Consider the following 26129-nt stretch of genomic DNA (forward strand, 5'->3'; position numbering starts at 1 on the left):
GCCGTGCACGTCGTCTTTCGCGAAAGTCACGGGCTGGAGGAAACCGCCCCCCCGGTGGATCTGCGCCAGGCGCCCGCCGATCTGGTCGTGTTGTCGTTTTCGGACAGCGATCTGGGGGCATTCGCGCAGGCGTGGCACCGGGGCGGCGGGCCTGCCGGGGCGCTGCCGTCGCTGCGGCTGGCGAACCTTGCGGCGTTGCAGCACCCACTGTCGGTGGACAGCTATGTCGAACAGACGCTGTCCGGGGCCAGGGGCATCCTTGTGCGGCTGATCGGCGGCGTGCCCTACTGGGAATACGGGCTGGCGCAGGTCCGCGCGCTGGCGCAGGCGCGCGGCATCGCGCTCGCGGTGCTGCCCGCCGACGGGCGCGTCGATGCCCGGCTGGACGGCGCATCGACCCTGCCAGTATCGACGCTGCGCCGCCTGGCGCAGCTCTGCGACACCGGCGGCATAATCGCCGCGCAGGCGGCGCTGGCGCAACTGGCGCTGGCCTCGGGGCTGTACGCCGCCCCGGTGCCGGGGTCCAAGGCGCTGCCGCAGGCGGGGCTGTGGTCGCCGGAAAACCCGCCCCCCGCGCCGGCGGACGGCCCGTTGCGGGGGCGCCGGATCCTGGTGGTGTTCTACCGCGCCTATCTGGTATCGGCGGACATGGCCCCGGTCGAGGCGCTGTGCGCCGCCTTCCGCGCGCAGGGGGCGACGGTCACGGGGCTGTATGCGCCCTCGCTCAAGGGGCCGGAGGTTGCGGGCCGGGTGCGCGAGGCGGTGGTGGCGCAGGCACCGGACGCGATCATCAACCTCACCGCCTTTTCCGGGCGGGGCGACAGCGGCGCCTCGGCGCTGGACGCCGCCGGCGTGCCGGTGTTTCAGGCGGCGCTTGCCACATCGACCCGCGCCGCATGGGCGGATGCCGACCGGGGGCTTTCCCCGGCCGATCTTGCCATGCATGTGGTGTTGCCCGAGGTCGACGGTCGCCTGTCGGGCGGCGCGGTGTCGTTCAAGGACCCGGGTGCGCGCGATCCGTTCCTGCAATTTGCCCGCCGGACCCACCGCCCCGACCCCGACCGGATCGCCGCGCTGGTGGCGCGGGTGGGCGGCTGGCTGACGCTGGCGGGCCGGGCGCCATCCGAACGGCGCATCGCGCTGGTGCTGTCCACCTACCCCGGCAAGGATTGGAACCTTGGCCATGCGGTGGGGCTTGACGCCCCTGCCTCGGTGCGCGCCATCCTGTCGGACCTGCGCGCGGCGGGCTACAGCGTGCCGCCCGACAGCGCCGACCTGGAAAAGCGGTTGCAAAACCGCAGCTTTCGCCTGCCGCTGGCCGATTACAGGGCGGCGCTGGCCACTCTGCCGGATACGCTGCGCGACCAGCTGGCCGCCGCATGGGGCGCCCCCGAAGATGACGCGCTGGCCGCGGGCGATGCGTTTTCCCTTGCGGCCATCGACCTTGGCACGGTGCTGGTCGCCCTTCAGCCCGAACGCGGCAGACCGGCGGCGCGCGAGGACGAGTATCACGATCTGTCGCGGGTGCCCTGCCATTCCTACGTCGCGTTTTACCTGATGCTTCAGGGGCGGGTGGACGCGCTGGTTCACATCGGCGCGCATGGCACGCTGGAATGGCTGCCGGGCAAGGCGGTCGCGCTGTCGGACACCTGCTGGCCCGAGGCGCTGACCGGCGCGCTGCCGGTGATCTATCCGTTCATCGTCAACGATCCGGGCGAGGCGGCGCAGGCCAAGCGGCGCATCGGCGCCGTGACGCTGGGCCATGTGCCGCCCCCTCTGGCCGACAGCGACACGCCCGACCGGCTGGCCCATCTGGACGCCCTGCTTGATGAATTTTCCACCGCCGATGGGCTGGACCCCCGGCGCCGCGACCGCTTGCAGGCCGACATCCGCGCCGAGGCGCGGGCGCGCGGCGTCGAACACGATCTCGGGCTGGACCGCGCCAGTTCGACCGCCGAGGCGATCACGCGGATCGACCGCTTTGTCTGCGACATCAAGGAAAGCCAGTTCGGCAGGGGGCTGCATGTCTGGGGTCGCCCGGACCTGCCCGACCATGCCGAGGCGGCGGCGGGGGAACGCGCGGCGCTGATCGCCGCGCTGGACGGGCGGCGCATCGACGCCGGGCCCTCGGGGTCGCCCTATCGCGGGCGTCGCGACGTGTTGCCGACCGGGCGCAACCTGTTCACCACCGACCCGCGCGCGGTGCCGACCCGCGCCGCCCACGCCCAGGGGGCGCGGCTGGCCGAGGATCTGGTGCGCCGCCATCTTCAGGACGAAGGCGACTGGCCGCGCGGGCTGATCGTCGATCTGTGGGGATCGGCGACCATGCGCACCGCGGGCGAGGAATTTGCCATGGCGCTGCATCTGCTGGGGGTGCGCCCAATCTGGGATGCCGGGTCCGAACGGGTGTCGGGCATCGAGGTGCTGCCCATCGCCGCGCTGGACCGCCCGCGCATCGACGTGACCCTGCGGGTGTCGGGGCTGTTTCGGGATGTGTTTCCGACGCTGTCGGCGCTGTTCGCCCAGGCGGTGCGCGCGCTGTCCGCGCGCGACGAGGCGCCGGACTGGAACCCCTACGCCGGGCACGCGCCGGGCGCCCGCGTCTATGGCCCCGCGCCGGGCCGCTTTGGCCTGGGCATGGGAGATCTGCCCGAGAGCCATGGCGCACAGGCCCGCCTGGCCGCGGGCGAGGCCTGGCTTGCCGCGTCGTCCTGGGCGCTGGACGGCGAGCAGGCCACGCGGGACATGGGCGGCATCCGGACCCGCGTGGCGCAGGCCGACAGCTTTGTGCATCTTCAGGATCTGCCGGAAACCGACCTGCTGCTGGCCGCCGATTATGCCGCGCATGAGGCCGGGTTCGCCGCCGCGCAGGCGGTCACCGGGGGCAAGGCGCGGCTGTATCATCTGGACGCCACCCGCCCCGATCATCCCCGCACCCGCAGCCTGCCCGAAGAAATCGCCCGTGTGGTGCAGGCCCGCGCCGCCAATCCCCGCTGGATCGCGGGCATGCGCGCCCACGGCTTTCGCGGGGCCGCGGAAATCGCCGCGACGCTGGATCATATGGCCGCCTTTGCCCAGCTTGCCGATGCGGTTGGCCCGCATCTGTTCGACCTTTACCACGAGGCCACGCTGGGCGATCCCGACACCGACAGCTTTCTGCGCGATGCCAACCCCGGTGCCCATGCGGCGATGCTGGACAGGTTCCGCGCGCTGATGGACGCGGGGCTGTGGCACACCCGCCGCAACGCCAGGCTTGGGGCCGGGGCATGAGCGCGCCGCCCGACAGATCGCCGCTGCTCAGGTTGCCGGTGGTCAGGGGCCGGTGCCCCGGCGCGCATCGCCCCATGATGTCGGGCGACGGGCTGGTGGTGCGGGTGCGCCCCTTTCGCGGCGAACTGGATCGGTCGCAGGCGCTTGCGCTGTGCGAACTGGCGCAGCGGCTGGGGAACGGCACGGTCGATCTGACCTCACGCGCGAACCTTCAGATCCGGGGCGTGGCGCCGAAGGATCATCCGGCGCTTGTGCGGGCGCTGGACGCGCATGGCCTGCTCGATCCCGACCCCCTGAGCGAAGCGCGTCGCAATATCCTTGTCGCGCCGGACCGCAAAAGCGGCGATCTGACCGACCGGCTGTACGGGGCGCTGATCGCCACGCTGCCCAGCCTTCCGGCGCTGCCGGAAAAGATGGGCTTTGTGCTGGACACCGGCGGCGGCGCGGTGCTGGGGACCGGGTCGGGCGATTTCCGGTTCGAACTGGCCCGGGACGGCGGGCTGATCCTGCGCGCCGACGGGGCGGCGCTGGGTTGGCCGTCGAGCGAAGCGCGGGCGATGTCGGCGCTGATCCGGCTGGTCGCGTGGTTCGTGGCAACCGGCGGGCCGGGCGCGGGCCGCATGGCGCGCCATCTGCGCCGCCACGCCCTGCCGGCAGCGTGGTGCCGGCTTGCCCCGCGCGCCGCCGCCGCGCCGCCCCGGCCCGGCGCCTGTGCGCAGGGTCTGATCGTCGGGACGCCGTTCGGCAGCATGACGGCACGCGCGGCGACGGCGCTGATCCGCGACAGCGGCGCGACGGCGCTGCGCCCGATGCCGGGTCGGCTGATCTGTCTGACCGGGGCCCGCCCGGTTGCCGCGCCGGACTTCGTCACCGCGCCGGGATCGCGGATGCTGGACGCCCATGCCTGCCCCGGCGCGCCGCAGTGCCCGCAGGCCAGTGTGGAAACCCGCGCGCTGGCAACACGGCTGGCGCCGCTAGCGACGGGCACCCTGCATGTGTCGGGCTGTGCCAAGGGCTGCGCGCTACAAGGCCCGGCGGATGTCACGCTGGTGGGGCGCGACGGCGCGTTCGACCTGGTGCGGCAAGGCACGCCCACCGATCCGCCCGTCCGGCGCGGCATCGACCCCAGGCACCTCACCCACCCCAGCAGGATGATCTGAATGCCCTATGATTATGAAAAAGATGGCGCCGCGATCTACCGGCAAAGCTTTGCGACCATCCGCGCCGAGGCCGATCTGGCCCGCTTTGATGCCAACGACGAACCGATCGCGGTGCGCATGATCCATGCCGCGGGAATGGTCGGGCTGGAACGGCACCTGCGCTTTTCCCCCGGCTTCGGCGCCACGGCGCGCGCGGCCCTGGCGCGGGGCGCCCCCGTCCTGTGCGACGCGCATATGGTGTCCGAAGGCGTCACCCGCCGCCGCCTGCCCGCCCGAAACGACGTGATCTGCACCCTGCGCGACCCGGCGGTGGCCGATCTCGCGCGCGGCGGCGGCACCACCCGCTCCGCCGCCGCGCTGGAGCTGTGGCGCCCCAGGCTGGCCGGGGCGCTGGTGGCGATCGGCAACGCGCCCACCGCGCTGTTCCACCTGCTCAACATGCTGGAGGACCCCGCCTGCCCCCGCCCCGCCGCGATCATCGGCTGCCCGGTCGGCTTTGTCGGCGCGATGGAAAGCAAGGCCGCGCTCTGGGCCGATCAACCCGCGCCCTGCTGCATCGTCGAGGGGCGCCTTGGCGGCAGCGCCATCACCGTCGCCGCGATCAACGCCATCGCGAGCCGCGCCGAATGAACGCCCGCGAAGAGATCGCCGCGCCGACGGCGGCCCGCGTTCAGGGCACCATCTGGGGCGTCGGGCTGGGGCCGGGCGATCCCGATCTGATGTCGGTGCGCGCCGACCGCCTGCTGCGCCGTGCGCGCCATGTCGCCTATTTCCGCAAGGCCGGGCGCAGCGGACAGGCTCGCCGCATCGTCGACGGGCTGCTGCCCGAAGACGTGACCGAGACCGCCATGGAATACCCCGTCACCACGGAAATTCCGCTGGACGATCCGCGTTACAACGCGCTGCTGTCGCGGTTTTACGCCGATTGCGCCGCCCGGCTGCGCGCCCTGTCCGATGCGGGGCACGAGGTGCTTGTGCTGGCCGAGGGCGACCCGTTCTTTTACGGCTCGTTCATGCATCTTTACATCCGCCTGCGCGATGCCGTGCCGATGCGGGTGGTGCCCGCGATCACCGGCATGGCCGCCGCCTGGACCGCCACGGGCACGCCGATCAGCTGGGGCGACGATGTGATGTGCACGCTGATGGGCACGCTTCCCGAGGAGGCGCTTGTCGATCAGATGGTTCGCGCCGATGCGCTGGTCATCATGAAGATCGGCCGCAACATCGACAAGATCCGCCGCGCCCTGCGCCGCGCGGGGCGCTATGATGCCGCGTGGCTGGTGGAATACGCCGCCATGCCGGATCAGACCGTGCAGCGCCTGTCCGAGGCCGAGGGCCGCATCACCCCCTATTTTTCGATCATCCTCGTTCACGGACAGGGGCGCAGGCCATGACCGGAAGCCTTGTGATCGCGGGGCTTGGCCCCGGCAGCGACGCGCTTGTCACCCCCGAGGTCAGCGCCGCGCTGGCGCGCGCCAGCGATGTGGTGGGCTATATCCCCTATGTCGCGCGGGTCGCCGCCCGCCCCGGTCTGACGCTGCACGCCTCGGACAACCGGGTCGAAATCGACCGGGCGCGCCAGGCGCTGGGGCTGGCGCGGGATGGGCGCCGGGTGGTGGTGGTGTCGTCGGGCGATCCCGGAGTCTTTGCCATGGCCTCGGCGGTGTTCGAAACGATCGAGGCCGGCCCCCCCGCGTGGCGCGATCTGGACATCCGCGTGCTGCCCGGCATCACCGCGATGCTGGCCGCCGCCGCCCGCGCCGGCGCGCCGCTGGGGCATGATTTCTGCGCCATCAATCTCAGCGACAACCTGAAACCCTGGGGGCTGATCGAACGGCGGTTGCGGCTGGCGGCGAAGGCGGATTTCGCCATGGCGTTTTACAACCCCCGGTCCAGATCCCGCCCCGACGGCTTTGCGCGCACGCTGGACATTCTCAACGATGCCTGCCGCGATACCCGCCCGGTGATCTTTGCCCGCGCCGTATCGACGGCGCGCGAACAGATCCGCGTCGTACCGCTGCCCGAAGCCCGCGCCGATATGGCCGACATGCGCACGGTGGTGATCGTGGGGTCTTCGGCGACGCGCATCATCGCGCGGGCGGGGGCGCCGTTCGTCTACACGCCCCGGTCGGTGCCCGCATGATCCAGCCAGCGCAACACCGCATCGGCGTCATGGGTTTCGCGGCGCCTTGGCAGAACGGGCCGGTCGATCATGACCACGGGCAAGCCCAACCGACGCGCCGCGTCGATCTTGGCAAAGGCGCCCGTGCCGCCGGAATTTTTCGACACGATCAGGTCGATCCGATGCTGGCGCAGCAGCGCGGTATCAGCATCGACGTCAAAAGGGCCGCGGTCGACGATGACATGATGGTCGGGAAACGCCGGGCGCAGGGCGGGCGGGTCGACAAGGCGCAACAGGTAGAAATGCTGCGGGTTTGCCGTGAATTCGGGCAGGTGCATCCGCCCCACCGCCAGCAGAACCCGGCGCGCGGCGCCCCCAAGCGCGGCGACGGCGCCGGCCATGTCGGGCACGCGTTGCCAGCGGTCGGCGGCGGTTTCGCCCCAGGGCGCACGGGTCAGCGCGATCAGCGGCACGCCCCGCGCGGCGCAGGCCTGCACCGCGTTGGCGCTGATCCGCGCGGCAAAGGGATGGGTGGCGTCGATCACATGGCTGATGCGGTGCGTGCCAAGATAGCGCGCCAGCCCGTCGGGGCCGCCGAACCCGCCGGTCCGCAGGGGCAGCGCCTGGGCGGCGGGGGTCGCCACGCGCCCGGCCATCGACACCGTGCCGCGCACCCCGGCCCCCGCAAGCGTTCGGCACAGGCGGGTGGCCTCTTGCGTGCCGCCCAGCACAAGCAGGTTCGGGTTCATGTCTGACGCTCCCTGGCTCACCATCATCGGTCTGGGCGAAGATGGCCCGGACGGGCTTGGCGCCGCAAGCCGCGCGGCGCTGGAGCGGGCGGAAATCGTCATGGGGCCGGCGCGCCACCTGTCGCTGATCCCCGACAGCGGGGCACGGCGCATCCCGTGGCCGGTGCCCTTTGCCGATGGGATCGAACGGTTGATCGCCCTGCGCGGGCAGCGGGTGGTGGCGCTGGCCTCTGGCGATCCGTTCTGGTTCGGGGCGGGGGCGGTGCTGGCGCGGCGCCTGGCGCGCGGCGAATGGCGGGCCTTTCCGGGCGCGTCGGTGTTTGCCCTTGCCGCGGCGCGCATGGGCTGGCCGCTGGAGACGACCGACTGCCTCGGGCTGCACGCCGCCCCGCTGACCCGGATGCGCCCCCGGCTGGCGCCCGGCAAACGGATGATCGTGCTGCTGCGCGATGGCGCGGCGGTGGCGGAAATGGGCGCCTACCTTGGCGATCTGGGCTTTGGCCCGTCACAGGTGACGGTGATGGAATGCCTTGGCGGTCCGCGCGAACGTGTCAGCCTGTGTCGCGGCGATGCGCTGGCGGATCGGCGGTACGCCGCGCCGGTCTGCGCTGCCGTCGACATCGCGGGGGATGGCGCGGTGGTGCCTCTGGCATCGGGGCGGGCGGACGACTGGTACGACCACGACGGCCAGATCACCAAGCGTCCGGTGCGCGCCCTGACCCTGTCCGCGCTCGCCCCCCGCCCGTGCGATCACCTGTGGGATATCGGCGGCGGGTCCGGGTCGATCGGCATCGAATGGCTGCTGTGCGACCCCACCCTGACCGCAACCGCCATCGAACCCCGCCCCGAGCGCGCCGCGCGCATCGCGGCCAATGCGACCCGGCTGGGGGTCGATCGTCTGCGGGTGGTCACCGGGCATGCCCCACCGGCGCTGTCGGGGCTTGCGCCCCCGGATGCGGTTTTCGTGGGCGGCGGGCTTGGCGCGGACCTGCTGGATCACCTGATGGCCCTGCCTGGACGGCCCCGCATCGTCGCCAACGCGGTGACCCTGGAAACCCAATCCCTGCTGGTCGCCGCCCATGCCCGGCACGGCGGCGATCTGCTGCGCGCCGAACTGTCGTCAGTCACCGCCATCGGCACGAGGCGCGGCTGGAAACCCGCCTTTCCGATCATGCAATGGAGCCGCCCATGATTGTCGCCGGCTTTGGATTTCGCGCCGCCGCGACGCCAGCCAGCCTGCGTGACGCGTTTGACAAGGCACAGGGCGCCGCGCGCGCGACCCACATCGCGACCGCCGCCGACAAGGTCACCGCCCCGGCGTTTCGCGCGCTGGCAGACGCGCTTGGCCTGCCCGCCCTGGGCGTCGCGCCATCCGATCTGTGCGCGCAGACCACGCTGACCCGATCTTCCCGCGCCCTTGCCGAACGCGGCACCGGGTCGGTGGCCGAAGCCGCCGCCCTTGCCGCCGCCCTTGCCGTTGCCCCTGCCGTTGCCCCGAACGCCGCCGGGTCCGGCGCGGCGCTGCTGGGCGCACGCCGGATTTCCACCGACCGCATGGCCAGCTGCGCGCTGGCCGCAGCGTCGCACGAAGGACAAGACAGATGACCGTTCATTTCATCGGTGCCGGCCCCGGCGCCCCCGACCTGCTGACCCTGCGGGGGCGCGATATCATCGCTGCCTGCCCGGTCTGCCTTTATGCCGGATCGCTGGTCCCCGAGGCGATCCTGAAGCATTGCCCCGACGGCGCGCGGATCGTGAACACCGCCCCGCTCAGCCTGGATCAGATTATCGCGGAGATCGCCGCCGCCCATGACGCCGGGCGGGATGTGGCGCGGCTGCATTCGGGGGATCTTTCGGTATGGTCGGCGCTCGGCGAACAGCTGCGCCGCCTGGGATCGCTTGGCATCCCGGTGTCGATCACCCCTGGCGTGCCCGCCTTTGCCGCCGCCGCCGCCGCGCTTGGGGCGGAACTGACCCTGCCGGGCCTTGCGCAATCGGTGGTGCTGACCCGCACGCCTGGGCGCGCGTCGGCCATGCCCGAGCACGAGACGCTGGCCAATTTCGCCGCCACCGGCGCGACGCTGGCCATCCATCTGTCGATCCGGAACATCGTGCAGGTGGTGGCCGATCTTGCGCCCCGATACGGACGTGATTGCCCCGTCGCCGTGGTCTATCGCGCCAGCTGGCCCGACCAGCAGATCGTCCGTGGCACGCTTGGCGATATTCAGCAAAAGCTGGGCACCGGCATCACCCGGACCGCGCTGATCCTGGTCGGCCCGGCGCTTGGCGGCGAAGCGTTCGACGAAAGCTGCCTTTACGCGGCGGATTACGACCGCCGGTACCGCCCCCAGAGCGCCGGCAGCCCGTGGCACGGATGGACACCCGCGCAGGACAGTCAGGATGGCTGAGGTCCCCGGTCTGCTGATCTCGGCGCCCTCATCGGGCACCGGAAAAACCACCGTGACGCTGGGGCTGCTGCGCGCGCTGGCCGAGGACGGGCTGCGGGTGCAACCGTTCAAATCCGGGCCCGACTACATCGACCCGGCCTTTCACCGCGCCGCCGCCGGGCGCCACAGCTTCAACCTGGATGGCTGGGCGATGGGCGCGGATCTGTGGCGCGCGATCGGGGCGCAGGCGGTCGATGCCGACATCTGCATCGCCGAAGGGTCGATGGGGCTGTATGACGGGGTCGCGACGCGCGGCCAGCAGGGCTTTGGCAGCAGCGCGGAAACCGCGCGGGCCATGGGCTGGCCCGTGGTGCTGGTGCTGGATGTCAGCGGGCAGGCGCAAAGCGCCGCCGCCACCGCGATGGGGTTTCGCCAGTACATGCCGGACCTGCCCTTTGCCGGGGTCATCCTGAACCGGGTCGCTTCCGCGCGGCATGAACGGCTGGCGCGGGCGGGCATGGACCGTGCGGGCCTGACGGTGCTGGGCGCGTTGCCCCGGCGCGGCGATCTTGCGCTGCCCGAACGCCACCTTGGCCTGATACAGGCCAGCGAGCACCCGGACCTGGACGCGGCCATCGCCGGCTATGCGGATTTCCTGCGCGCGCATGTCGATCTGCCTGCCATCGGGGCCGCCGCGCGGGGGCACGCCCTGCCGGCCAGCGCGCCCCTGCCCCCACCCCCCGCGCAGCGCATCGCCATCGCCCGCGATGCGGCGTTTTCGTTCACCTATCCGCATCTGTTGCGGGGCTGGCACGCCGCGGGCGCCGAGATCCTGCCGTTTTCGCCCCTCGCCGACGCCCCGCCCGATCCGCGGGCCGATCTGGTCTGGCTGCCCGGAGGCTACCCAGAACTGCATGCCGGGCGACTTGCCGCCGCCGAGACCTTTGGCGCCGGGCTGCGCGCCCATGCCCAAACCCGGCCCGTGCATGGCGAATGCGGCGGTTACATGGCGCTTGGCGCGGGGCTGATCGACAAGGACGGCACGCGCCACCGAATGGCCGGGCTGCTGGGGCTGGTGACCAGTTACGAAAAGCGCAGGTTCCACCTTGGCTACCGACGCGCCACGTTGCGCGCCGCGATGCCCGGCCACGCGCGCGGGGCGGTGCTGCGCGGTCATGAATTTCACTATTCCTCCATCCTGGAACAACCCGACGCGCCGCTTGCCGCCGTCACCGACGCCGATGGCGCGCCCGTCGCCGAAACCGGATCGGTGCGGGGCCACGTCACCGGCACCTTTTTTCACCTGATCGCACCCGAGGACGCCGCATGACCGGATTTGTCAGCTTTGTCAGCTCTGGCCCCGGAGACCCCGCGCTTTTGACGCTGAAGGCCGTCGACCGGCTGGGGCGCGCCGATGCGGTGCTGTACGACGACCTGTCCTCGGGGCCGATTCTGGACCATGCGCGCAAGGACGCCGATCTTGTCGGCGTGGGCAAACGCGCCGGGCGGCCCTCGCCCCGGCAGGATCACGTCAGCCGGTTGCTGGTCGACTACGCGCGGACCGGCCAGCGCGTGGTCAGGCTTAAATCCGGCGACTGCGGTCTGTTCGGGCGGCTCGAAGAAGAAATCTCGGCGCTGAAGGCGGCTGGCATCGCGTATGAAATCATCCCCGGCGTGCCGTCGGCCTGCGCTGCCGCCGCCGCCGCCGGGATTCCGCTGACCCGCCGCCTGACGGCCCGGCGCGTGCAATTCGCCACCGGCCACGATGTCACCGGCGCGCTGCCCGCGGATGCCAACCTTGCCGCCCTTGCGGACCCGACCGCGACGACCGCGATCTTCATGGGCAAGCGCACCTTTCCGCGCCTTGCCGAAAAGCTCGTCGCGCATGGCCTGCCGCCCGACACTCCGGCGCTGTTTGCGGAATCGGTCAGTCACCCGGATCAGTCCCTGACCCGGCACACGGTGGCAAGCCTTGCCGCAGCCCTGTCATCCGATCCCGGCGACAAGGCGGGGCTGATCCTGTTCGGACCCCTGGCGGAGGAGTAGCGCAGCACCCCGGCCCCAGCGGCCATGCCCCCCAATTCATCGCCCGCAAGGGCACCACCGGCTGCCGGTGGGGCAGCCTATCCAGAGAGGACTTTACATGCATATCGAACCCGGCGTCGTGGATGGCGCCAAGATGATCCTGGCCTGTGCGACCGCGGCAGGGGCGGCGACCTGTACCGTCAGGGAAACCGTCGCGGACCTGTCGCACAGCACCGCCGTGTCGTTCGCCCTGCGCACCGCGCTGGCCAGCGTCGGCACCTTCGTATTCTTCGAGGTGCTGCCGCATTTCGCCGTCGGCGTGTCCGAGGTGCATTTCATCCTTGGCACGACGCTGTTCGTGCTGTTGGGCAGCGCCCCCGCCGCGCTGGGGCTGGCGTTGGGGCTGCTGGTGCAGGGCCTGTTCCTGGCGCCCTCGGACCTGCCGATGTATTTCGTCAACGTGACCACGCTGCTGGTGCCGCTGTTCGCCGTGTCGGCCCTGGCGCGGCGACTGGTTCCGCAAGGCACTGCCTATGTCGATCTGACCTGTGCCGACGTGCTGAAACTGTCGGCGCTGTATCAGGGCGGCGTGGTCGCCTGGGTCGCCTTCTGGGTGTTTTACGGCCAGGGCGTCAACGCGGCGACATTCCAGTCGGTGCTGAGCTTCGGCGCGGCCTACGCGGTTGTGCTGTTGATCGAACCCTTGGCCGATCTGACGGCCCTTGCCGGGGCCAGGGCGATCCGCAACACCGGCGCGGCGCGGCTGTTGGCGCGGCGGCTGTATGACCCCGCCTGATCCGGCGCGACACGGACACCGGCCCGAGGCGGAACTCGCCGCCCCGGGCGCGTCGTGAAAGGACACCCGACATGATGACGGATCTCTGGCTGATCGGAATGGGCACCGGCAGCCCGGCGCATGTGACCCTGGAAGGCATGCAGGCGCTGCGCGATGCCGCCGTCATCCTGCTGCCGCTCAAGGGCGAGAGCAAGGAAGAGCTCGCCGCCCTGCGCTACGCCATCCTGCACGCCGCGAACACCAGCGCCGAAATCCGGACCTTCGACTATCCGCTGCGCGATCCCGCCCTGCCCTATGCAGACCGTGTCCGCGTCTGGCACGACGCCATCGCGGCGCGCTGGATGGACGCGCTTGGGGCTGACGCGCCGCGCGGCCCGGTCGCGCTGCTGGTCTGGGGGGACCCGTCGCTGTATGACAGCACCCTGCGCATTGCCCGGCGGCTGATCCCGCCCCCGACGCTGCGCGTGGTCCCCGGCATCACCGCCGTGCAGGCGCTGACCGCCGCCCATGCAATCCCGTTGAGCACGCTGAACGGCCCGGTCAGGATCACCACGGGCCGCCAGCTGCGCGCCGGCGGCTGGCCCGACGACCCCCGCGACCCCGACTGCAAAGACACCCTGGTGGTGATGCTTGACAGCGATTGCAGCTTTCGCGCGCTCGATCCGGTGGGACTGCATATCTGGTGGGGCGCGCACCTTGGCAGCCCGGCGCAGGTGCTGCGCGCGGGGCCGGTGGCGGAAGTGGCCGATGACATCGTCGCGACCCGTGCCGACAGCCGGGCCCGGGCGGGATGGATCATGGACACCTATCTGCTGCGGCGCCGATCCCCGCCGACGCGATGACGCAGGCGGGGCCGGGCGGCGGTCTTCATCGTATCTTGCTCGGCGGCGCGGCTTTGGCGGGATCGGACCGCGACGGTCCACGCCGAACGTGACAGGGCCTCTGATCGCGTTCAGACGATCAGGCGGGGCCGGGCGGTCGCGACCGGTTGAGCGGCGGCGCCACCCGGCCGGTCACGCGCGGCGGGACGGCGCATGCAACCCGGCAGCATCGTCCTATGCGCGGACTTGCGCAAGGCGGCGCGGGCGCGGTACCCATGGGAGGCGCGGTTCTGCATGAAACCCTCACCCATGGCCGGAAAGGTGCACGATATGGAACTGGATCGCTTCGACCGTGCGATTCTCGTGGCGCTTCAGGCAGACGCGACCGTCAGCAACACCGCGCTGGCCGAAACGGTGCATCTGTCCGCCAGCCAGATTTCGCGCCGGCGCGCGGCGCTGGAATCGGCGCAGGTGATCCTTGGCTATACCGCGCGGCTCAACGCGGGCAAGCTGGGGTTCGGGCTGCGCGCGATCACGCGCGTCAACCTGCGCAGCCACGGGCAGGGGGGCGACGCCGATTTCGCCCGTTTCGTCGCCGAACGCCCCGAGATCTGTGCCGCCTTTTCCGTGTCGGGCGATGCGGATTATGTGCTGGACATCCGCGTGCGCGACCCGGATGCCTATGCCGCGTTCATCCACGACCACCTGCTGCCGCATCCGCAGGTCGGGCAGGTGCGATCGGAACTGGTGCTCAAGACGCTCAAGGATCGGGGGGGCGTGACGCTTTAGGTCGCGGCCAGGCGTTTCAGCAATCGGCGCAGGGTTCTGGCGTCGCGCTTGCCCAGCCTGCGTTCAAGGGCTGCCTCGTAATCGCGGGCGGCCTGGCTCAGCACGTCGAAGGCTGCGCGCCCCGGCGCGCGCAGCGACAGCCGCTCGCTGCGCCGGTCCGTGTCCGAGGTCACGCGGGCGAGGAATCGCTTTTCCTCAAGCGCCCGCACAGCGCGAGACACCTTGGTCTTGTGGATGCGCGCGCGCTCGGAAATCTCCCTGGCGCTCAGCTCGCCGTAGCGTCCCAGATGATACAGCACCCGCCATTCGGTGCGCAGCATGCCGTAGAGATCACGATAATTCCGTGAAAAAACATCGCTTTGCGACTCGGCGGCAAGGGTCAGAAGATAGGGGGTAAAGCCCGCGAGTTCAAAGTCGTCTTCGGTTTGCATGATTTTTCGAAAAGCCCCTTGTTGGTTACAAAGGTAACTAACATCATGTCAGCAATTCGTCGAGGGAGGGGACCCTACATGACAGACCAACGCAGAATACCCGGCCGGCAAGCGGGCCAAATCTCTGGCCAAATCTCTGGCCTGACCCGCGCCGGCGGCATCAGCGCCCTGCACGAAGGCTACATGCCCGGCTTCGGCAATGATTTCGAAACCGAGGCCCTGCCCGGCGCCCTTCCCGAGGGCATGAACAGCCCTCAGCGTTGCGCCTATGGGCTGTACGGCGAACAGCTTACGGGCACCGCCTTCACCGCGCCGAGCCATCAGAACGAACGCAGCTGGTGCTATCGCATCCGCCCGTCGGTCAAGCATTCACAACGCTATGAAAAGATCGACCTGCCCTATTGGAAGACCGCGCCCTGCGTCGATCCCGACGTCATCAGCCTTGGCCAGTACCGCTGGGACCCTGTGCCCCATACCGATGCCCCCCTGACCTGGCTGACGGGGATGCGCACGATGACCACGGCCGGCGACGTCTATACTCAGGTCGGCATGGCGTCGCATGTCTATCTGGTGACCCGGTCGATGGAGGATGCCTATTTCTACAGCGCCGACAGCGAGTTGCTGGTGGTTCCCCAGGAAGGCCGCCTGCGGTTTTGCACCGAGCTCGGCGTGATCGACCTTGAACCCAAGGAAATCGCCATTCTGCCGCGCGGCCTTGTGTACCGGGTGGAACTGGTGGACGGCCCGGCGCGCGGCTTCGTCTGCGAAAACTACGGCCAGAAATTCGAACTGCCCGGTCGTGGCCCGATTGGCGCGAACTGCATGGCCAACCGGCGCGATTTCAAGACGCCCGTCGCGGCGTTCGAAGATCGCGAGACACCCTCGACCGTCACGATCAAATGGCAGGGCCAGTTTCACGAAACCAGAATCGGCCATTCGCCGCTGGACGTGGTCGCCTGGCACGGCAATTACGCGCCGGTGAAATACGATCTGCGCACCTATTGCCCGGTGGGCGCGGTGCTGTTCGACCACCCTGATCCGTCGATCTTTACCGTGCTGACCGCGCCTTCGGGCGTGCCGGGCACGGCGAATATCGATTTCGTGCTGTTCCGCGAACGCTGGATGGTGGCCGAGAACACCTTTCGCCCGCCATGGTACCACAAGAACGTCATGTCCGAGCTGATGGGCAACATCTACGGCGAATATGACGCCAAGCCGCAGGGGTTCGTGCCCGGCGGCATGAGCCTGCACAACATGATGCTGCCGCACGGGCCCGACAACGAGGCGTTCGAAAAGGCCAGCCTTGCGGATCTGAAGCCGGGCAAGTTGGACGACACCATGTCGTTCATGTTCGAAACCCGGTTTCCCCAGCATCTGACCGGTTTTGCCGCAACCGAAGCGCCGTTGCAGGACGATTACATAGAGTGCTGGAACAGCCTGAAAAAGCGGTTCGACGGCACGATCGAGGGCAACTGGGACTGATCCGTCGAGGGGGCGCTGCCCCCGCCTTCGGCCCCCCGGAGTTTATTTGGCAAGATGAAGAATGGGCGCCCCGCGTCCATGGAAGGACGAGCAATGAGCTTGAAGAAAAGTTGGCTGGAGAGCGCGAACGCGCCCGGCTGTGAATTTCCGCTGAACAACCTGCCTTATGGGGTATTTGATGCCGGGGCGGGGGCGCGGATGGGCGTGGCCATCGGCGATTGCGTGCTGGATGTGGCCGCGGTGGATCACGGGCTGGACGCCGCGCTTTTCGCGGACCCGTCGTGGAATGCGGTGATGGCGGCGGGGCCGGAGGTCTGGGCGGCGCTGCGGGCGCGGCTGATGGAACTGCTTGGGAACGACGCGCATCGCGACGCGGTGTCGGAGCATCTGGTGGCGCTTTCGGGCGTGGCGCTGAAGATGCCCTTTGCGGTCAGCGAATACACGGATTTCTACGCATCCAGGCACCACGCGACCAATGTGGGCACGATATTCCGGGGGGCGGAGAACGCGTTGCCGCCGAACTGGTTGTCGATCCCGATCGGGTATAACGGGCGGGCGTCGTCGGTCGTGGTATCGGGCAGCGATGTGCGCCGCCCCTGGGGGCAGTTGAAAGGCCCGCAGGATGACGCGCCGCGCTTTGCGCCCTGCGCGCGGTTCGATCTGGAACTGGAGCTGGGCGCCATCGTCGGCACCGGTTCCGAGGGCATGGTGTCGGTGGCCGATGCGGACGCGATGATCTTTGGCTATGTGCTGCTGAACGACTGGTCGGCGCGCGATATCCAGGCCTGGGAATACCAGCCTCTGGGCCCGTTTCAGGCCAAGGCGACGGCGACGACGATCAGCCCGTGGATCGTCACTGCGGCGGCGCTTGCGCCGTTCCGGGTCGACACGCCGGCGCGTGAGCGTGACCTGCTGCCCTATCTGCGCGAACCGGGGCCGATGCTGTATGACATATCGCTTTCGGTCGGCCTGGCCCCCGAGGGCGCGGATGAGCAGATCATCTCGCGCACCAACTATTCCGAGATGTATTATTCCGCCGCGCAACAGCTGTGCCACCACACCACCAGCGGCTGCCCGATGCGCACCGGCGACCTGCTTGGATCGGGCACGATTTCGGGGGCGGACCAGGGCGCGCGCGGATCGCTTCTGGAAATGAGCTGGGGGGGCAAGGAGCCGATCACCGTCTCCGGCACCCAGCGCAGCTTTCTGGAAGATGGCGACACGCTGACGCTGTACGGCGCGGCAGAGGGCGATGGGTATCGCATCGGGTTCGGCGCCTGCACCGGCACGGTTCTGCCCGCGACCCCACAGCCCGAATGGACAAAACAGGAAAGCACGACATGAGCAAGGCATTCGCATCGCAAGGCGATCTGGAAGAAAAGACCATCAGTTTCACGCAGGTGGGTGACGGGCTGTATGCCTTTACCGCGCAGGGCGATCCCAACACCGGGGTCATCATCGGCGATGAATCCGTGATGATCGTCGAGGCGCAGGCCACGCCGCGTCTGGCGCGCAAGGTGATCGACTGCGTGCGCAGCGTCACCGACAAGCCGATCAGCCACCTTGTGCTGACGCATTACCACGCGGTGCGCGTGCTGGGGGCATCGGTCTATGGGGCGCGGGAAATCATCATGTCCGACACTGCCGCCGCCATGGTCGAAGAGCGCGGTCAGGAAGACTGGGACAGCGAGTTCGGCCGCTTTCCCCGGCTGTTTCAGGGGCATGAGGAAATCCCCGGCCTGACCCGCCCGACCACCACCTTCAGCGACCGCATGACCGTGTATCTGGGCAGGCGCCGGGTCGATATCATGCATCTGGGCCGCGCCCACACGGCGGGCGACGCGGTGATCTGGGTGCCCGATCAAGAGGTGATGTTCACCGGCGACATCGTCGAATATCACTCGGCCTGCTATTGCGGCGACGGGCATTTCGCCGACTGGCCCGAGACGCTGGCGGAAATCGCCGCCTATGAACCCAAGGCCATCGCGCCGGGTCGGGGCGATGCGCTGGTGGGCGAGGATCAGGTTGCCGCCGCGCTGGCCGCCACGGCGGATTTCGTGCGCTCGACCTACAAACCCGTGGCCAAGGTGGTCGCCCGTGGTGGCACCCTGCGCGAGGCCTGGGATGCGGTGCGCGCCGAATGCGACCCCAAGTTCGCCGATTACGCGATCTATGAACATTGCCTGCCGTTCAACGTCGCGCGGGCCTATGACGAGGCGCGCGGCATTGACACCCCGCGCATCTGGACCGCCGAGCGCGACCAGACCATGTGGGCCGATCTGCAAAGCTGAACGGCGCAAGGGGGGCGGCCCGAAACAGCAGCCGGACCGCCCCGACCCGACGGAGGAGACAACGATGCCCGCCTATTCCTACGACCCCCAACCCTTTGTGCGCCCGCCCGAACTGGATGGCGGCAGCACCGGCGCGCCCGTCGCCATCGTCGGCGCGGGGCCGATCGGGCTTGCCATGGCCGTCGATCTTGCGTTGCAGGGCGTGCGCTGCGTGGTGTTGGATGACAACAACGTGGTGTCGGTCGGCAGTCGCGCCATCTGCTGGGCCAAACGCACGCTGGAGATTTTCGACCGCCTCGGCGTTGCCGACCGGATGCTGGCCAAGGGCGTCACCTGGAAGGTGGGGCGGCTGTTTCACGGCGCGGACGAGGTTTACAGCTTTGACCTGCTGCCCGAGGACGGGCACAAGTTCCCCGCCTTCATCAACCTTCAGCAATATTACGTCGAACAATACCTTCTGGAACGCGCCCGCGATTTTCCCGACCTGATCGACCTGCGGTTCCTGTCCAGGGTCACCGGTCATCGCGCCACAGACACCGGCGTGGCGCTGGAGGTCGACACCCCCGAAGGGGCCTACACACTGCACGCCGACTGGCTGCTGGCCTGCGACGGCGCGGGTTCGCAGACGCGCGCCCGCATGGGGCTGGATTTCGCCGGACAGACCTTTGCCGAACAGTTCCTGATCGCCGATATCGAACTGGCCGAAAGCCCCTTCGATCAGGGCACGCCAGAGCGCTGGTTCTGGTTCGATCCCGAATTTCACCCCGGCAAGTCGGCGCTGCTGCACATGCAGCCCGACAACCTCTATCGGATTGATCTGCAACTGGATCAGGGCGCCGATGCCGAACAGGAGGCGACCGAGGAAAAGGTCACGCCCCGCATCCGCGCCATCGTCGGTGACCGGCCCTTCCGGCTGGACTGGTTGTCGGTCTACACGTTCCGCTGCATCAAGCTGGATCGCTTCGTGCATGGCCGCGTGGTGTTCGTCGGCGACAGCGCCCATGTGGTCAGCCCGTTTGGCGCGCGCGGCGGCAATGGCGGCATTCAGGACGTCGACAATCTGGGCTGGAAGCTGGCGGCCGTGATCCGGGGCGATGCGGACACCGTGCTGCTGGAAAGCTATCACGAGGAACGCAGCCGCGGGTCCGCCGAAAACATCCGAAATTCGACCCGCGCCACCAATTTCATGACCCCCAAGACCCCGGTCGAGGCGATGTTCCGCCGCGAAACCCTGCGTCTTGCCCACACCCATCCCTTTGCCCGCCAACTGATAAACTCGGGGCGGCTGTCGCTGCCCTGCGCTCTGGACGGGCTGTCGTTGCAGACCCCCGGTCCGGGCGTCGGGCTGGCGATGGTGGATGCGCCGCTGGGCGATGGCTGGCTGCTGCCGCTGGTGCAGGGGCGGTTCGCGCTGGTGGGCTTTGGCGACATCGCCCTGCCCGACATCGGTCTGCCGCGCGTCGGCATCGGCGGACCCGCGCGGGGCTATGAGTGTCACGACGACCCGCAGGGCTATGCGCTGCAACGCTACGGTACCGGGGTGGCCCATCTTGTGCGCCCCGACGGGCATGTCGCCGCGACCTTCACGGGCGTCGTCGATGCCCACGCCGCGCGGACCGCGCTGGCCCGCGCCATGGGCAAACGCTGCGAAAGGGTTTCGGCATGACCGTGCAACAGATGGGCCTCGGCAGCCGGGGCGATGAATTTTACGAGGCGCTGATAGCGGTGCATGACGGGCTGGACGAGCCTGCCAGCCACGCGCTGAACGCGCGCCTCGTGCTGATCCTTGCCAACCGGATCGGCGATGTCGATGTGCTGAAGGATCTGCTGAAAGCCGCCGCCGATGCCTGACGCGGTGCTGTATGATTACTGGCGATCCACCGCCGCCTGGCGGGTGCGCATCGCGCTGAACCTGGCGGGCATCGACTGGGTCAGCCGCCCGGTCGATCTGGTGGCGGGCGATCAGCGCGCGACCGCGCATCTGGCACGCAGCGCCCAGGGGCTGGTGCCGGTGCTGGACATCGACGGCATCCGCCTGACGCAAAGCCTTGTGATCATCGACTATCTTGAGGCAACCGGCCGCCTGTCGCTGACCCCCGCGGATCCCGCGCAGGCGGCGCGCGCCCGCGCCGTGGCCATGACCATCGCCTGCGACATCCACCCGGTGTGCAACCTGCGCGTCGCGGCCCATGCCGCCACGCTGACCGCCGACCCCGACACCCGCGCCGCGTGGATGCGCCATTTCATCCGTCCGGGGCTGGAAGCGGTGGAAACCCTGCTGCACCCCACCGGCCCCTTTGCCATGGGCGATGCGCTGACGCTCGCCGATCTGTGCATCACGCCGCAGCTTTACAACGCCGCGCGCTGGGGCGTGCCGACCGACGATCTGCCGCGCCTGACGCGCGCGGCGGCGCATTGCGCCGCGCTGGATGCCTTTGTGCGAGCCGACGCGGCCGCGATGCAGCTGACGACACCATAAACGATCCGGGCCAAAGCCCGATCCAAGGGAGGACACACCATGACCCATCTGAAAACCGGCCTTTCGGCGCTGGCCCTGCTGGCGATGTCTGGCGCGGCACAGGCTGCCGACGTGACGCTGGCGCTGTCCAGCTGGCTGCCGCCGCGCCACCCCATCGTTGTCAACGCCATCAAGCCATGGGCGAAACAGATCGAAGAGGTGACCGAGGGCCGCGTCAGCGTGCGCGTTCTGGGCAAACCGCTCGGCAGCCCTCCGTCGCATTTCGACATGGCGCGCGATGGCATCGCCGACATCACCTACGGGCTGCACAGCTTTACCCAGGACGACCGCTTTTCCGGGGCGCAACTGGGGCAGTTCTCGTTTCTGGGCGATGACGCGATCGGCGCGTCCGAAGCATTCTGGACCGTCTACACCGAAGACCTGAACGCGCGGGCCGAACACGACGGCACCCACCTGCTGGGCCTGTTCGTCCACGGGCCGGGTCTGCTGCACAACAACGTGCGCAAGATCGAAACCCCCGCCGATCTGTCCGGGCTCAAGATCCGGGTTCCGGGGGGCTATGTGGCGGCGCTGACGGAAGACCTCGGCGCGACGCCGCTGTTCATGTCCTCGCCCGAGGTTTACGAAAAACTGTCGCGCGGCGTGATCGACGGGGTAGCGTTCACCTATGAGGCGCTGACCGCGTTCAAGCTGACCGACGACATCAAATATTCGATGACCGTGCCCGGCGGCCTTTACAACACCAGCTGGTTCCTGGTGATGGACCAGGACAAGTGGGATGAAATCCCGCAACAGGATCAGGCGGCGATCGACGCGATCTCGGGGGCGGCCTTTGCCCGGCTGGTGGGCCAGGCGTGGAACGACGCCGACCTCGCCGCCGAAGCGGCCATAACGGACGCGGGGATCGACCTTTACCCGGCGCCGGACGCGGTGGTCGACGCGGTGCGCACGGCAGCCGGGAAACACGAACGGACCTGGGCCGACAGCCTGCCCGAAGGCGAAGACGGCGCCGCCGCCCTGGCGCGCCTGCGCGCGATGACCGGCGTGGAGACCCTGGCGACCCAATGATCCTGAACCGGTTGGAAACAAGTCTGCTGGGGCTGGCGGCGGTGCTGCTGCTGGCCCTCATGGCGGTGACGGGGATCGACGTGATCGGCCGCTACCTGCTGAACGCGCCGCTGTCCGGCGCGTTCGAAATGACCGAGCTGCTGCTGGGCGCGCTGGTGTTCACGGCGCTGCCGCTGGTCAGTCGCAACGGTGCGCATGTCGAGGTCGATCTGGTCGCGGGCGTGCTGCCGCGCGCCGTCAACCGCGGGCTGGGGGTTTTCGCCGCGCTGGTGTCAGCGGGGGTGCTGTGCTGGTTCGCCTGGACGCTGCTGATGCTGATGCTGGGCCAGATCCACGACGGCGCGCGGTCGGTGTCGATGGGGGTGCCGCTGGCGCCATTTGCCGCGCTGGGGGCAGCGGCCTGCCTGCTGTCGGCGCTGTTCGGACTGATCCGGGGATTTACCCATGACTGAATCGCTTGTCGCCATCGCCATCCTGCTGGGGCTGGTGTTCGCCCGCGTGCCCATCGCCTTTGCCATGGCGCTTGTGGGCGGGGTGGGCTTTGCGCTGCTGCGCGGCTGGGAACCGGCCAGCGCCATGGTCGGGGCCGCCGTGTTCGAAACCGGCCTCAGCTATTCGCTGTCGGTGGTGCCGCTGTTCATCTTCATGGGCAACGTTCTGGCGGGATCGGGCATCGCGCACGGGCTGTTCGCCGGGGCCGACCGGCTGTTCGGGCGCATGAAGGGCGGGCTGGCGCTGGCTGCCGTGTTGTCTTGTGGCGGGTTTTCCGCCGTCTCGGGGTCTTCGCTTGCCACGGCCGCCACCATGAGCCGCGTCGCCATGCCCCCCATGCGCAAGTTCGGCTATGCCGACAGCCTGGCGGCAGGGTCCATCGCCGCCGGGGGCACGCTGGGCATCCTTATTCCGCCCTCGGTCATCATGATCATCTATGGGCTGCTGACCGAAAGCGACATCGGCAAGCTGTTCATCGCGGGGCTGATCCCCGGCGTGCTGGGCATCCTGTTCTATTTGATCGCTGTGATGGTCGCGGTGCGCCTGAACCCCGGACTTGCCCCCGAGGCGGGCCAGTCCCAGCCCATGACCCGGCAGGACAAGCTGGGAGTGCTGGGCACGCTGGGGCTGTTCGCCTTTATCATGATCGGGATCTACGGCGGGTTTTTCACGCCGATCGAGGCGGCCGGCATGGGCGCCATCGCCTCGCTTGGCCTGGCGCTGGGAATGCGCGCGCTGACGTGGAAAGGCTTTGCAAGTGCGTGCCGCGAGACGCTGCTGGCCTCGGCCATGATATTCGCCATCATCATCGGCGCCGAGATCTTTTCCGCCTTCGTCAACTTTGCCGGGCTGCCCGACGCGCTGGTCGACATGATCTACGAGGCCGACGTGAACCCCTGGACCGTGGTCTGGATCATGGTGGGGATCTACCTGCTGATGGGATGCGTGTTCGAAAGCCTGTCGATGATCCTGCTGACGGTGCCGGTGTTCTACCCGATCATCGTCCAGCTTGATTTCGGCTCCGGCCCGCTGGCCGACCCCGAGGCGCTGTTGATCTGGTTCGCCGTCGTCGTCGTGGTCGTGACCGAGGTCAGCCTTATCACGCCGCCCGTGGGGATGAATGTGTTCGTGTTGCGCAGCGTCATGCCCGACATCCCGCTGACCGACATCTTTCGCGGCATCACGCCGTTCTGGCTGGCCGATCTGGTACGGCTGGCGTTGCTGGTGCTGGTGCCGTGGCTGTCGCTGTGTCTTCTGTAGCGGCCATGATCGATCTGCCCCCGCCCCGCGCCTCGCTGCCGATCCTGCTCATCCTTGCGCGCGAAACCATGCTGCGCGAGCTGCGCCCGATGATGGCCGACGCGGGGCTGACCGAACCGCAATGGCGCATCCTGCGGGTGCTGACCCATGAGGGCGCGCTGTCGGTGCAGGATGTGGCGGCGGCGGCCTGTCTGCAGCCCACATCGGTGTCGCGCATTCTGCAATCCATGGTGGAACGCGGGCTGGTGCTGCGTCGGCAGGACAGCGCCAACCGGCGGCGTCAGGTGGTGACGGCAACGGCGCAGGGCCAGGCGCTGATCGCACGCTCCGCGCCGGTATCGCGCGCCGTCACCGATGGCTTTGCGGATCGGTTCGGGCGGGAACGGTACGCGCAGCTTGTGGCGCTGCTGGATGCGTTCATCGTCGATTGCGGCGAGGGCTAGTCAGATCCGCATCCGGGGCACATCGTTGGGGTCAAGGCGCAGTTCGATCAGCAAGGGGCGGTCTCGGGTCGCAATCGCATCCAGCGCCGCGTCCAGCCCCGCATCGTCGGTCACCAGAACCCCCTGCCCGCCCAGCGAGATCGCCACGTCGGCAAAGGTCGGCCAGTCGAATTCGGTCAGCGACGGGTCCATCTTGCGGTCCAGAAACTGGATATGTTCCGCGCCATAGGCGGCATCGTTGCACAGGATCACCACCAGATCCTGTTTCAGCCGCACGGCGGTGTTGAATTCGCCCAAGCCGCCCATCATGAACCCCCCGTCGCCGGAAAACAGCACCACGGGACGGTCCGGAGCCGCGATGCCCGCGCCGATCGCCTCGGGCAGGCCCAGCCCGATGGACCCGAAATGCGCTGTAACGACAAAGCTTTGCGGGTCGCGCACCGAAATCCGGCACCAGACCTCGGTCATGAAGCGGCCTCCGTCGGTGACAAGCACGCGGTCCTGCGGCAGCACGCGTTCCAGCCGGTCGAGGGCTGCGACATAGCTCACATGGCTGGTAGATTTCCGCCCCGGCACATGGGTGCGCAGCGTTGCGGGATCAAGTTCGGGGGTAAAGCCCGAGGGCGCGATTTCCGCCTCATCCAGCCAATGCACGAAATTATCCGCCGTCAGACCCGCGTCGGCCACCAGCGCCGCGTCAGGATGCACAGACCGCCCCATGGCGGTGGGGTCGGTGTCAACCTGCACCAGCCGCTTGCCGGCCGTCAGCTTGCCCCGGTCGGTGGTGAAATCATGCAGCCCCGCGCCAAAGGCGACGATGCAGTCGGATTTGCCGATCACGTCATAGGCGGCGGGCGTGCTGAGCGTGCCAAAGATATCCAGATCATGGGGATGGCCGCGAAACAGCCCCTTGGCGCGCAGGGTGGTGGCGACGGGTGCCTCAAGCCGTTCGGCCAGCCGCAGGATCCGGTCGCGCGCGTGAACCGCGCCGCCCCCGGCAAGGATCACCGGTCGGCGCGCGCTGGCGATCATGCCGATGGCCTGATCCAGCGCGTCGCCTTCGGGCACATAGCTGCGGGTTTCGAACACGGTCAGCGCGTGGGGCGCATAGGGGGTCTCGGCCCACATGAAATCCGCCGGCATGTTCAGCACCACGGGGCGGCGTTCGACCCGCGCCCGCCAGATCGCGCGGGCGACATCCCGCGCGGCGGTGTCAGGCGCGCGCAGCTGTTCGAACCCCGCGCCGGTGGCCAGAACCACGGCGCGCTGGTCGATGCCCTGCAGGTGGCGGGGGTTGGCGACGGGGGTGTCCCCGGCCAGCAGAACGACGGGGATCTGGCCGCGCACGCCTTCGGTCAGCGCGGTCATGCAGTTGGTCAGCGCCGGGCCATGGGTGACGGTGGCGATGCCGGGCGCCCCGGTGACCTGCGCATAGGCCAGCGCCATCAGCACGGCGCTGCCTTCATGCGCGGCGGGAACGAAACGCCCGTTACAGCCGCGCACGAAATGATCGGCCAGAAACAGGTTTGCATCGCCCATCAGGCCGAACATCACGTCGATGCCGTGGTGCCGTACCGCGCGGGCGATGGCCTGATGCACGGGGATGTCCCGGGGGGTGGTGTCGTACATTGCGGGCGCTCCTCTTTGGGCAAAGGATAGCGCAGCGGTCATGCGTGTGGCGCGCATCTTGCGGGGTGCTGCGGCGGTTTGATGCACGATCCGTGCATGAAACCGCGGCCACGCATGCGATGATCGCACGCGCCACGCCACGCCGTCGCCGCCGACAGGCAGGCCGGTGCGCCCCCGGCCCACAGCTTTCGGTTGATCGGATTGGTAAGTTCGGTAAAGCTTCGACCGTTGAATGCATTTACAATCAGAGGCGCTTTTCATATGGCCATTATCATTGAAAACATGGGCGATGCTGAAGGAACCGTCAGCACGCGGTACGCCATGGCCCCCGGCGACCGGTTCTAAGTGTCCATCCGGGAACATCTTGAATCTTTGGAATCACTTGTGAATCCTTGGCGGAGGCAAGGTTTTGCAGGAGCTTTTGGATGTGGACCA

The 26129-nt window shown here is 68.9% G+C and carries 26 protein-coding genes; 23 read left to right on the forward strand and 3 right to left on the reverse strand.

The window, feature by feature from the left end; all coding sequences use genetic code 11:
• The first annotated feature begins 3 nt into the window (after positions 1–3).
• The 5 genes from cobN to cobJ are packed head-to-tail and all read left to right on the forward strand — an operon-like array spanning position 4 to position 6573.
• On the forward strand, positions 4–3270 hold the full coding sequence (cobN, locus tag ATI53_RS16405; protein WP_111550877.1) for a cobaltochelatase subunit CobN: 3267 nt from the start codon (positions 4–6) through the stop codon (positions 3268–3270).
• Complete coding sequence (locus ATI53_RS16410) at positions 3267–4430, forward strand: ferredoxin-like domain-containing protein (RefSeq protein ID WP_240778616.1); 1164 nt, start codon at positions 3267–3269, stop codon at positions 4428–4430. Before cobN ends, ATI53_RS16410 begins: the two co-directional genes overlap by 4 nt.
• Positions 4431–5060, forward strand: coding sequence for a precorrin-8X methylmutase (locus ATI53_RS16415; RefSeq protein WP_111550879.1), 630 nt, complete (start codon positions 4431–4433; stop codon positions 5058–5060).
• On the forward strand, positions 5057–5824 hold the full coding sequence (gene cobI, locus ATI53_RS16420) for a precorrin-2 C(20)-methyltransferase (protein ID WP_111550880.1): 768 nt from the start codon (positions 5057–5059) through the stop codon (positions 5822–5824). The genes ATI53_RS16415 and cobI overlap by 4 nt, the downstream gene beginning before the upstream one ends.
• On the forward strand, positions 5821–6573 hold the full coding sequence (gene cobJ, locus ATI53_RS16425) for a precorrin-3B C(17)-methyltransferase (RefSeq protein ID WP_009504712.1): 753 nt from the start codon (positions 5821–5823) through the stop codon (positions 6571–6573). The genes cobI and cobJ overlap by 4 nt, the downstream gene beginning before the upstream one ends.
• Here cobJ and ATI53_RS16430 read toward each other — a convergent pair.
• Positions 6546–7301 (reverse strand): cobalt-precorrin-6A reductase, encoded by a 756-nt coding sequence (locus tag ATI53_RS16430; protein ID WP_111550881.1) that lies wholly within the window; start codon positions 7299–7301, stop codon positions 6546–6548. The genes cobJ and ATI53_RS16430 overlap by 28 nt on opposite strands.
• On the opposite strand from ATI53_RS16430, the gene cbiE reads away from it, so the two are divergent.
• The 8 genes from cbiE to ATI53_RS16470 all read left to right on the forward strand — a co-directional run bounded on the left by cbiE (position 7300) and on the right by ATI53_RS16470 (position 14119).
• A complete protein-coding gene (cbiE, locus tag ATI53_RS16435; RefSeq protein ID WP_111550882.1) occupies positions 7300–8493 on the forward strand; it encodes a precorrin-6y C5,15-methyltransferase (decarboxylating) subunit CbiE in 1194 nt (397 codons plus the stop codon). The genes ATI53_RS16430 and cbiE overlap by 2 nt on opposite strands.
• Positions 8490–8906, forward strand: coding sequence for a cobalamin biosynthesis protein (locus ATI53_RS16440; RefSeq protein ID WP_111550883.1), 417 nt, complete (start codon positions 8490–8492; stop codon positions 8904–8906). Before cbiE ends, ATI53_RS16440 begins: the two co-directional genes overlap by 4 nt.
• Positions 8903–9709 carry a precorrin-4 C(11)-methyltransferase gene (cobM, locus tag ATI53_RS16445; protein ID WP_009504255.1) on the forward strand — a complete coding sequence of 269 codons (807 nt, stop codon included), beginning with the start codon at positions 8903–8905 and terminating at the stop codon, positions 9707–9709. Before ATI53_RS16440 ends, cobM begins: the two co-directional genes overlap by 4 nt.
• A complete protein-coding gene (locus tag ATI53_RS16450; protein ID WP_111550884.1) occupies positions 9702–11018 on the forward strand; it encodes a cobyrinic acid a,c-diamide synthase CobB in 1317 nt (438 codons plus the stop codon). Before cobM ends, ATI53_RS16450 begins: the two co-directional genes overlap by 8 nt.
• Complete coding sequence (cobA, locus tag ATI53_RS16455; RefSeq protein ID WP_111550885.1) at positions 11015–11734, forward strand: uroporphyrinogen-III C-methyltransferase; 720 nt, start codon at positions 11015–11017, stop codon at positions 11732–11734. The genes ATI53_RS16450 and cobA overlap by 4 nt, the downstream gene beginning before the upstream one ends.
• A 97-nt stretch (positions 11735–11831) precedes the next feature.
• Positions 11832–12509: an energy-coupling factor ABC transporter permease gene (locus tag ATI53_RS16460; RefSeq protein ID WP_111550886.1), complete on the forward strand. Its 678-nt coding sequence runs from the start codon at positions 11832–11834 to the stop codon at positions 12507–12509.
• Between the two features lie 71 nt (positions 12510–12580).
• Positions 12581–13351, forward strand: a complete 771-nt coding sequence (gene cobF / locus ATI53_RS16465; protein WP_111550887.1) for a precorrin-6A synthase (deacetylating) — start codon at positions 12581–12583, stop codon at positions 13349–13351.
• 273 nt (positions 13352–13624) lie between these two features.
• Positions 13625–14119 (forward strand): Lrp/AsnC family transcriptional regulator, encoded by a 495-nt coding sequence (locus ATI53_RS16470; RefSeq protein WP_223865933.1) that lies wholly within the window; start codon positions 13625–13627, stop codon positions 14117–14119.
• Here ATI53_RS16470 and ATI53_RS16475 read toward each other — a convergent pair.
• A complete protein-coding gene (locus ATI53_RS16475) occupies positions 14116–14550 on the reverse strand; it encodes a MarR family winged helix-turn-helix transcriptional regulator (RefSeq protein WP_009504261.1) in 435 nt (144 codons plus the stop codon). The genes ATI53_RS16470 and ATI53_RS16475 overlap by 4 nt on opposite strands.
• A 183-nt stretch (positions 14551–14733) precedes the next feature.
• Here ATI53_RS16475 and hmgA point away from each other — a divergent pair, with 183 nt between their 5' ends.
• The 10 genes from hmgA (at position 14734) to ATI53_RS16525 (ending at position 24065) form a co-directional block, all read left to right on the forward strand.
• Complete coding sequence (gene hmgA, locus ATI53_RS16480) at positions 14734–16032, forward strand: homogentisate 1,2-dioxygenase (protein ID WP_223865935.1); 1299 nt, start codon at positions 14734–14736, stop codon at positions 16030–16032.
• 93 nt (positions 16033–16125) lie between these two features.
• On the forward strand, positions 16126–17376 hold the full coding sequence (fahA, locus tag ATI53_RS16485) for a fumarylacetoacetase (protein ID WP_111550888.1): 1251 nt from the start codon (positions 16126–16128) through the stop codon (positions 17374–17376).
• Positions 17373–18323 carry an MBL fold metallo-hydrolase gene (locus ATI53_RS16490; protein ID WP_009504264.1) on the forward strand — a complete coding sequence of 317 codons (951 nt, stop codon included), beginning with the start codon at positions 17373–17375 and terminating at the stop codon, positions 18321–18323. Before fahA ends, ATI53_RS16490 begins: the two co-directional genes overlap by 4 nt.
• Before the next feature lie 64 nt (positions 18324–18387).
• Positions 18388–19989: an FAD-dependent monooxygenase gene (locus ATI53_RS16495; RefSeq protein ID WP_009504265.1), complete on the forward strand. Its 1602-nt coding sequence runs from the start codon at positions 18388–18390 to the stop codon at positions 19987–19989.
• Complete coding sequence (locus ATI53_RS16500; RefSeq protein WP_009504266.1) at positions 19986–20174, forward strand: DUF2783 domain-containing protein; 189 nt, start codon at positions 19986–19988, stop codon at positions 20172–20174. Before ATI53_RS16495 ends, ATI53_RS16500 begins: the two co-directional genes overlap by 4 nt.
• Positions 20167–20802 (forward strand): maleylacetoacetate isomerase, encoded by a 636-nt coding sequence (gene maiA, locus ATI53_RS16505; RefSeq protein ID WP_111550889.1) that lies wholly within the window; start codon positions 20167–20169, stop codon positions 20800–20802. Before ATI53_RS16500 ends, maiA begins: the two co-directional genes overlap by 8 nt.
• 39 nt (positions 20803–20841) lie before the next feature.
• Positions 20842–21870, forward strand: coding sequence for a TRAP transporter substrate-binding protein (locus ATI53_RS16510; protein ID WP_009504269.1), 1029 nt, complete (start codon positions 20842–20844; stop codon positions 21868–21870).
• An 11-nt stretch (positions 21871–21881) separates the two neighbouring features.
• Positions 21882–22322, forward strand: coding sequence for a TRAP transporter small permease (locus ATI53_RS16515; protein WP_034452281.1), 441 nt, complete (start codon positions 21882–21884; stop codon positions 22320–22322).
• The gene (locus ATI53_RS16520; RefSeq protein WP_009504273.1) at positions 22315–23622 is read left to right on the forward strand and encodes a TRAP transporter large permease; all 1308 of its coding nucleotides are present in this window, start codon (positions 22315–22317) and stop codon (positions 23620–23622) included. Before ATI53_RS16515 ends, ATI53_RS16520 begins: the two co-directional genes overlap by 8 nt.
• Before the next feature lie 5 nt (positions 23623–23627).
• On the forward strand, positions 23628–24065 hold the full coding sequence (locus ATI53_RS16525) for a MarR family transcriptional regulator (protein ID WP_009504274.1): 438 nt from the start codon (positions 23628–23630) through the stop codon (positions 24063–24065).
• Here the strand turns inward: ATI53_RS16525 and ATI53_RS16530 are convergent, their stop codons facing one another.
• Entirely contained in the window at positions 24066–25694 is a 1629-nt protein-coding gene (locus ATI53_RS16530) for a thiamine pyrophosphate-binding protein (protein ID WP_111550890.1), read from the reverse strand. It lies immediately after the preceding gene.
• Between the last annotated feature and the right edge of the window lie 435 nt (positions 25695–26129).

Source organism: Salipiger aestuarii, from assembly GCF_003259905.1.
GTDB classification, from domain to species: Bacteria; Pseudomonadota; Alphaproteobacteria; order Rhodobacterales; family Rhodobacteraceae; genus Salipiger; species Salipiger aestuarii.

What these genes read in the sequence shown, in the direction of transcription:
- ATI53_RS16410 (WP_240778616.1), top strand. Translation starts at nt 3,267, where the DNA reads ATGAGCGCGCCGCCCGACAGATCGCCGCTGCTCAGGTTGCCGGTGGTC.
- ATI53_RS16415 (WP_111550879.1), top strand. Translation starts at nt 4,431, where the DNA reads ATGCCCTATGATTATGAAAAAGATGGCGCCGCGATCTACCGGCAAAGC.
- cobI (WP_111550880.1), top strand. Translation starts at nt 5,057, where the DNA reads ATGAACGCCCGCGAAGAGATCGCCGCGCCGACGGCGGCCCGCGTTCAG.
- cobJ (WP_009504712.1), top strand. Translation starts at nt 5,821, where the DNA reads ATGACCGGAAGCCTTGTGATCGCGGGGCTTGGCCCCGGCAGCGACGCG.
- cbiE (WP_111550882.1), top strand. Translation starts at nt 7,300, where the DNA reads ATGTCTGACGCTCCCTGGCTCACCATCATCGGTCTGGGCGAAGATGGC.
- ATI53_RS16430 (WP_111550881.1), bottom strand. Translation starts at nt 7,301, where the DNA reads ATGAACCCGAACCTGCTTGTGCTGGGCGGCACGCAAGAGGCCACCCGC.
- ATI53_RS16440 (WP_111550883.1), top strand. Translation starts at nt 8,490, where the DNA reads ATGATTGTCGCCGGCTTTGGATTTCGCGCCGCCGCGACGCCAGCCAGC.
- cobM (WP_009504255.1), top strand. Translation starts at nt 8,903, where the DNA reads ATGACCGTTCATTTCATCGGTGCCGGCCCCGGCGCCCCCGACCTGCTG.
- ATI53_RS16450 (WP_111550884.1), top strand. Translation starts at nt 9,702, where the DNA reads ATGGCTGAGGTCCCCGGTCTGCTGATCTCGGCGCCCTCATCGGGCACC.
- cobA (WP_111550885.1), top strand. Translation starts at nt 11,015, where the DNA reads ATGACCGGATTTGTCAGCTTTGTCAGCTCTGGCCCCGGAGACCCCGCG.
- ATI53_RS16460 (WP_111550886.1), top strand. Translation starts at nt 11,832, where the DNA reads ATGCATATCGAACCCGGCGTCGTGGATGGCGCCAAGATGATCCTGGCC.
- cobF (WP_111550887.1), top strand. Translation starts at nt 12,581, where the DNA reads ATGATGACGGATCTCTGGCTGATCGGAATGGGCACCGGCAGCCCGGCG.
- ATI53_RS16470 (WP_223865933.1), top strand. Translation starts at nt 13,625, where the DNA reads ATGAAACCCTCACCCATGGCCGGAAAGGTGCACGATATGGAACTGGAT.
- ATI53_RS16475 (WP_009504261.1), bottom strand. Translation starts at nt 14,550, where the DNA reads ATGCAAACCGAAGACGACTTTGAACTCGCGGGCTTTACCCCCTATCTT.
- hmgA (WP_223865935.1), top strand. Translation starts at nt 14,734, where the DNA reads ATGCCCGGCTTCGGCAATGATTTCGAAACCGAGGCCCTGCCCGGCGCC.
- fahA (WP_111550888.1), top strand. Translation starts at nt 16,126, where the DNA reads ATGAGCTTGAAGAAAAGTTGGCTGGAGAGCGCGAACGCGCCCGGCTGT.
- ATI53_RS16490 (WP_009504264.1), top strand. Translation starts at nt 17,373, where the DNA reads ATGAGCAAGGCATTCGCATCGCAAGGCGATCTGGAAGAAAAGACCATC.
- ATI53_RS16495 (WP_009504265.1), top strand. Translation starts at nt 18,388, where the DNA reads ATGCCCGCCTATTCCTACGACCCCCAACCCTTTGTGCGCCCGCCCGAA.
- ATI53_RS16500 (WP_009504266.1), top strand. Translation starts at nt 19,986, where the DNA reads ATGACCGTGCAACAGATGGGCCTCGGCAGCCGGGGCGATGAATTTTAC.
- maiA (WP_111550889.1), top strand. Translation starts at nt 20,167, where the DNA reads ATGCCTGACGCGGTGCTGTATGATTACTGGCGATCCACCGCCGCCTGG.
- ATI53_RS16510 (WP_009504269.1), top strand. Translation starts at nt 20,842, where the DNA reads ATGACCCATCTGAAAACCGGCCTTTCGGCGCTGGCCCTGCTGGCGATG.
- ATI53_RS16520 (WP_009504273.1), top strand. Translation starts at nt 22,315, where the DNA reads ATGACTGAATCGCTTGTCGCCATCGCCATCCTGCTGGGGCTGGTGTTC.
- ATI53_RS16525 (WP_009504274.1), top strand. Translation starts at nt 23,628, where the DNA reads ATGATCGATCTGCCCCCGCCCCGCGCCTCGCTGCCGATCCTGCTCATC.
- ATI53_RS16530 (WP_111550890.1), bottom strand. Translation starts at nt 25,694, where the DNA reads ATGTACGACACCACCCCCCGGGACATCCCCGTGCATCAGGCCATCGCC.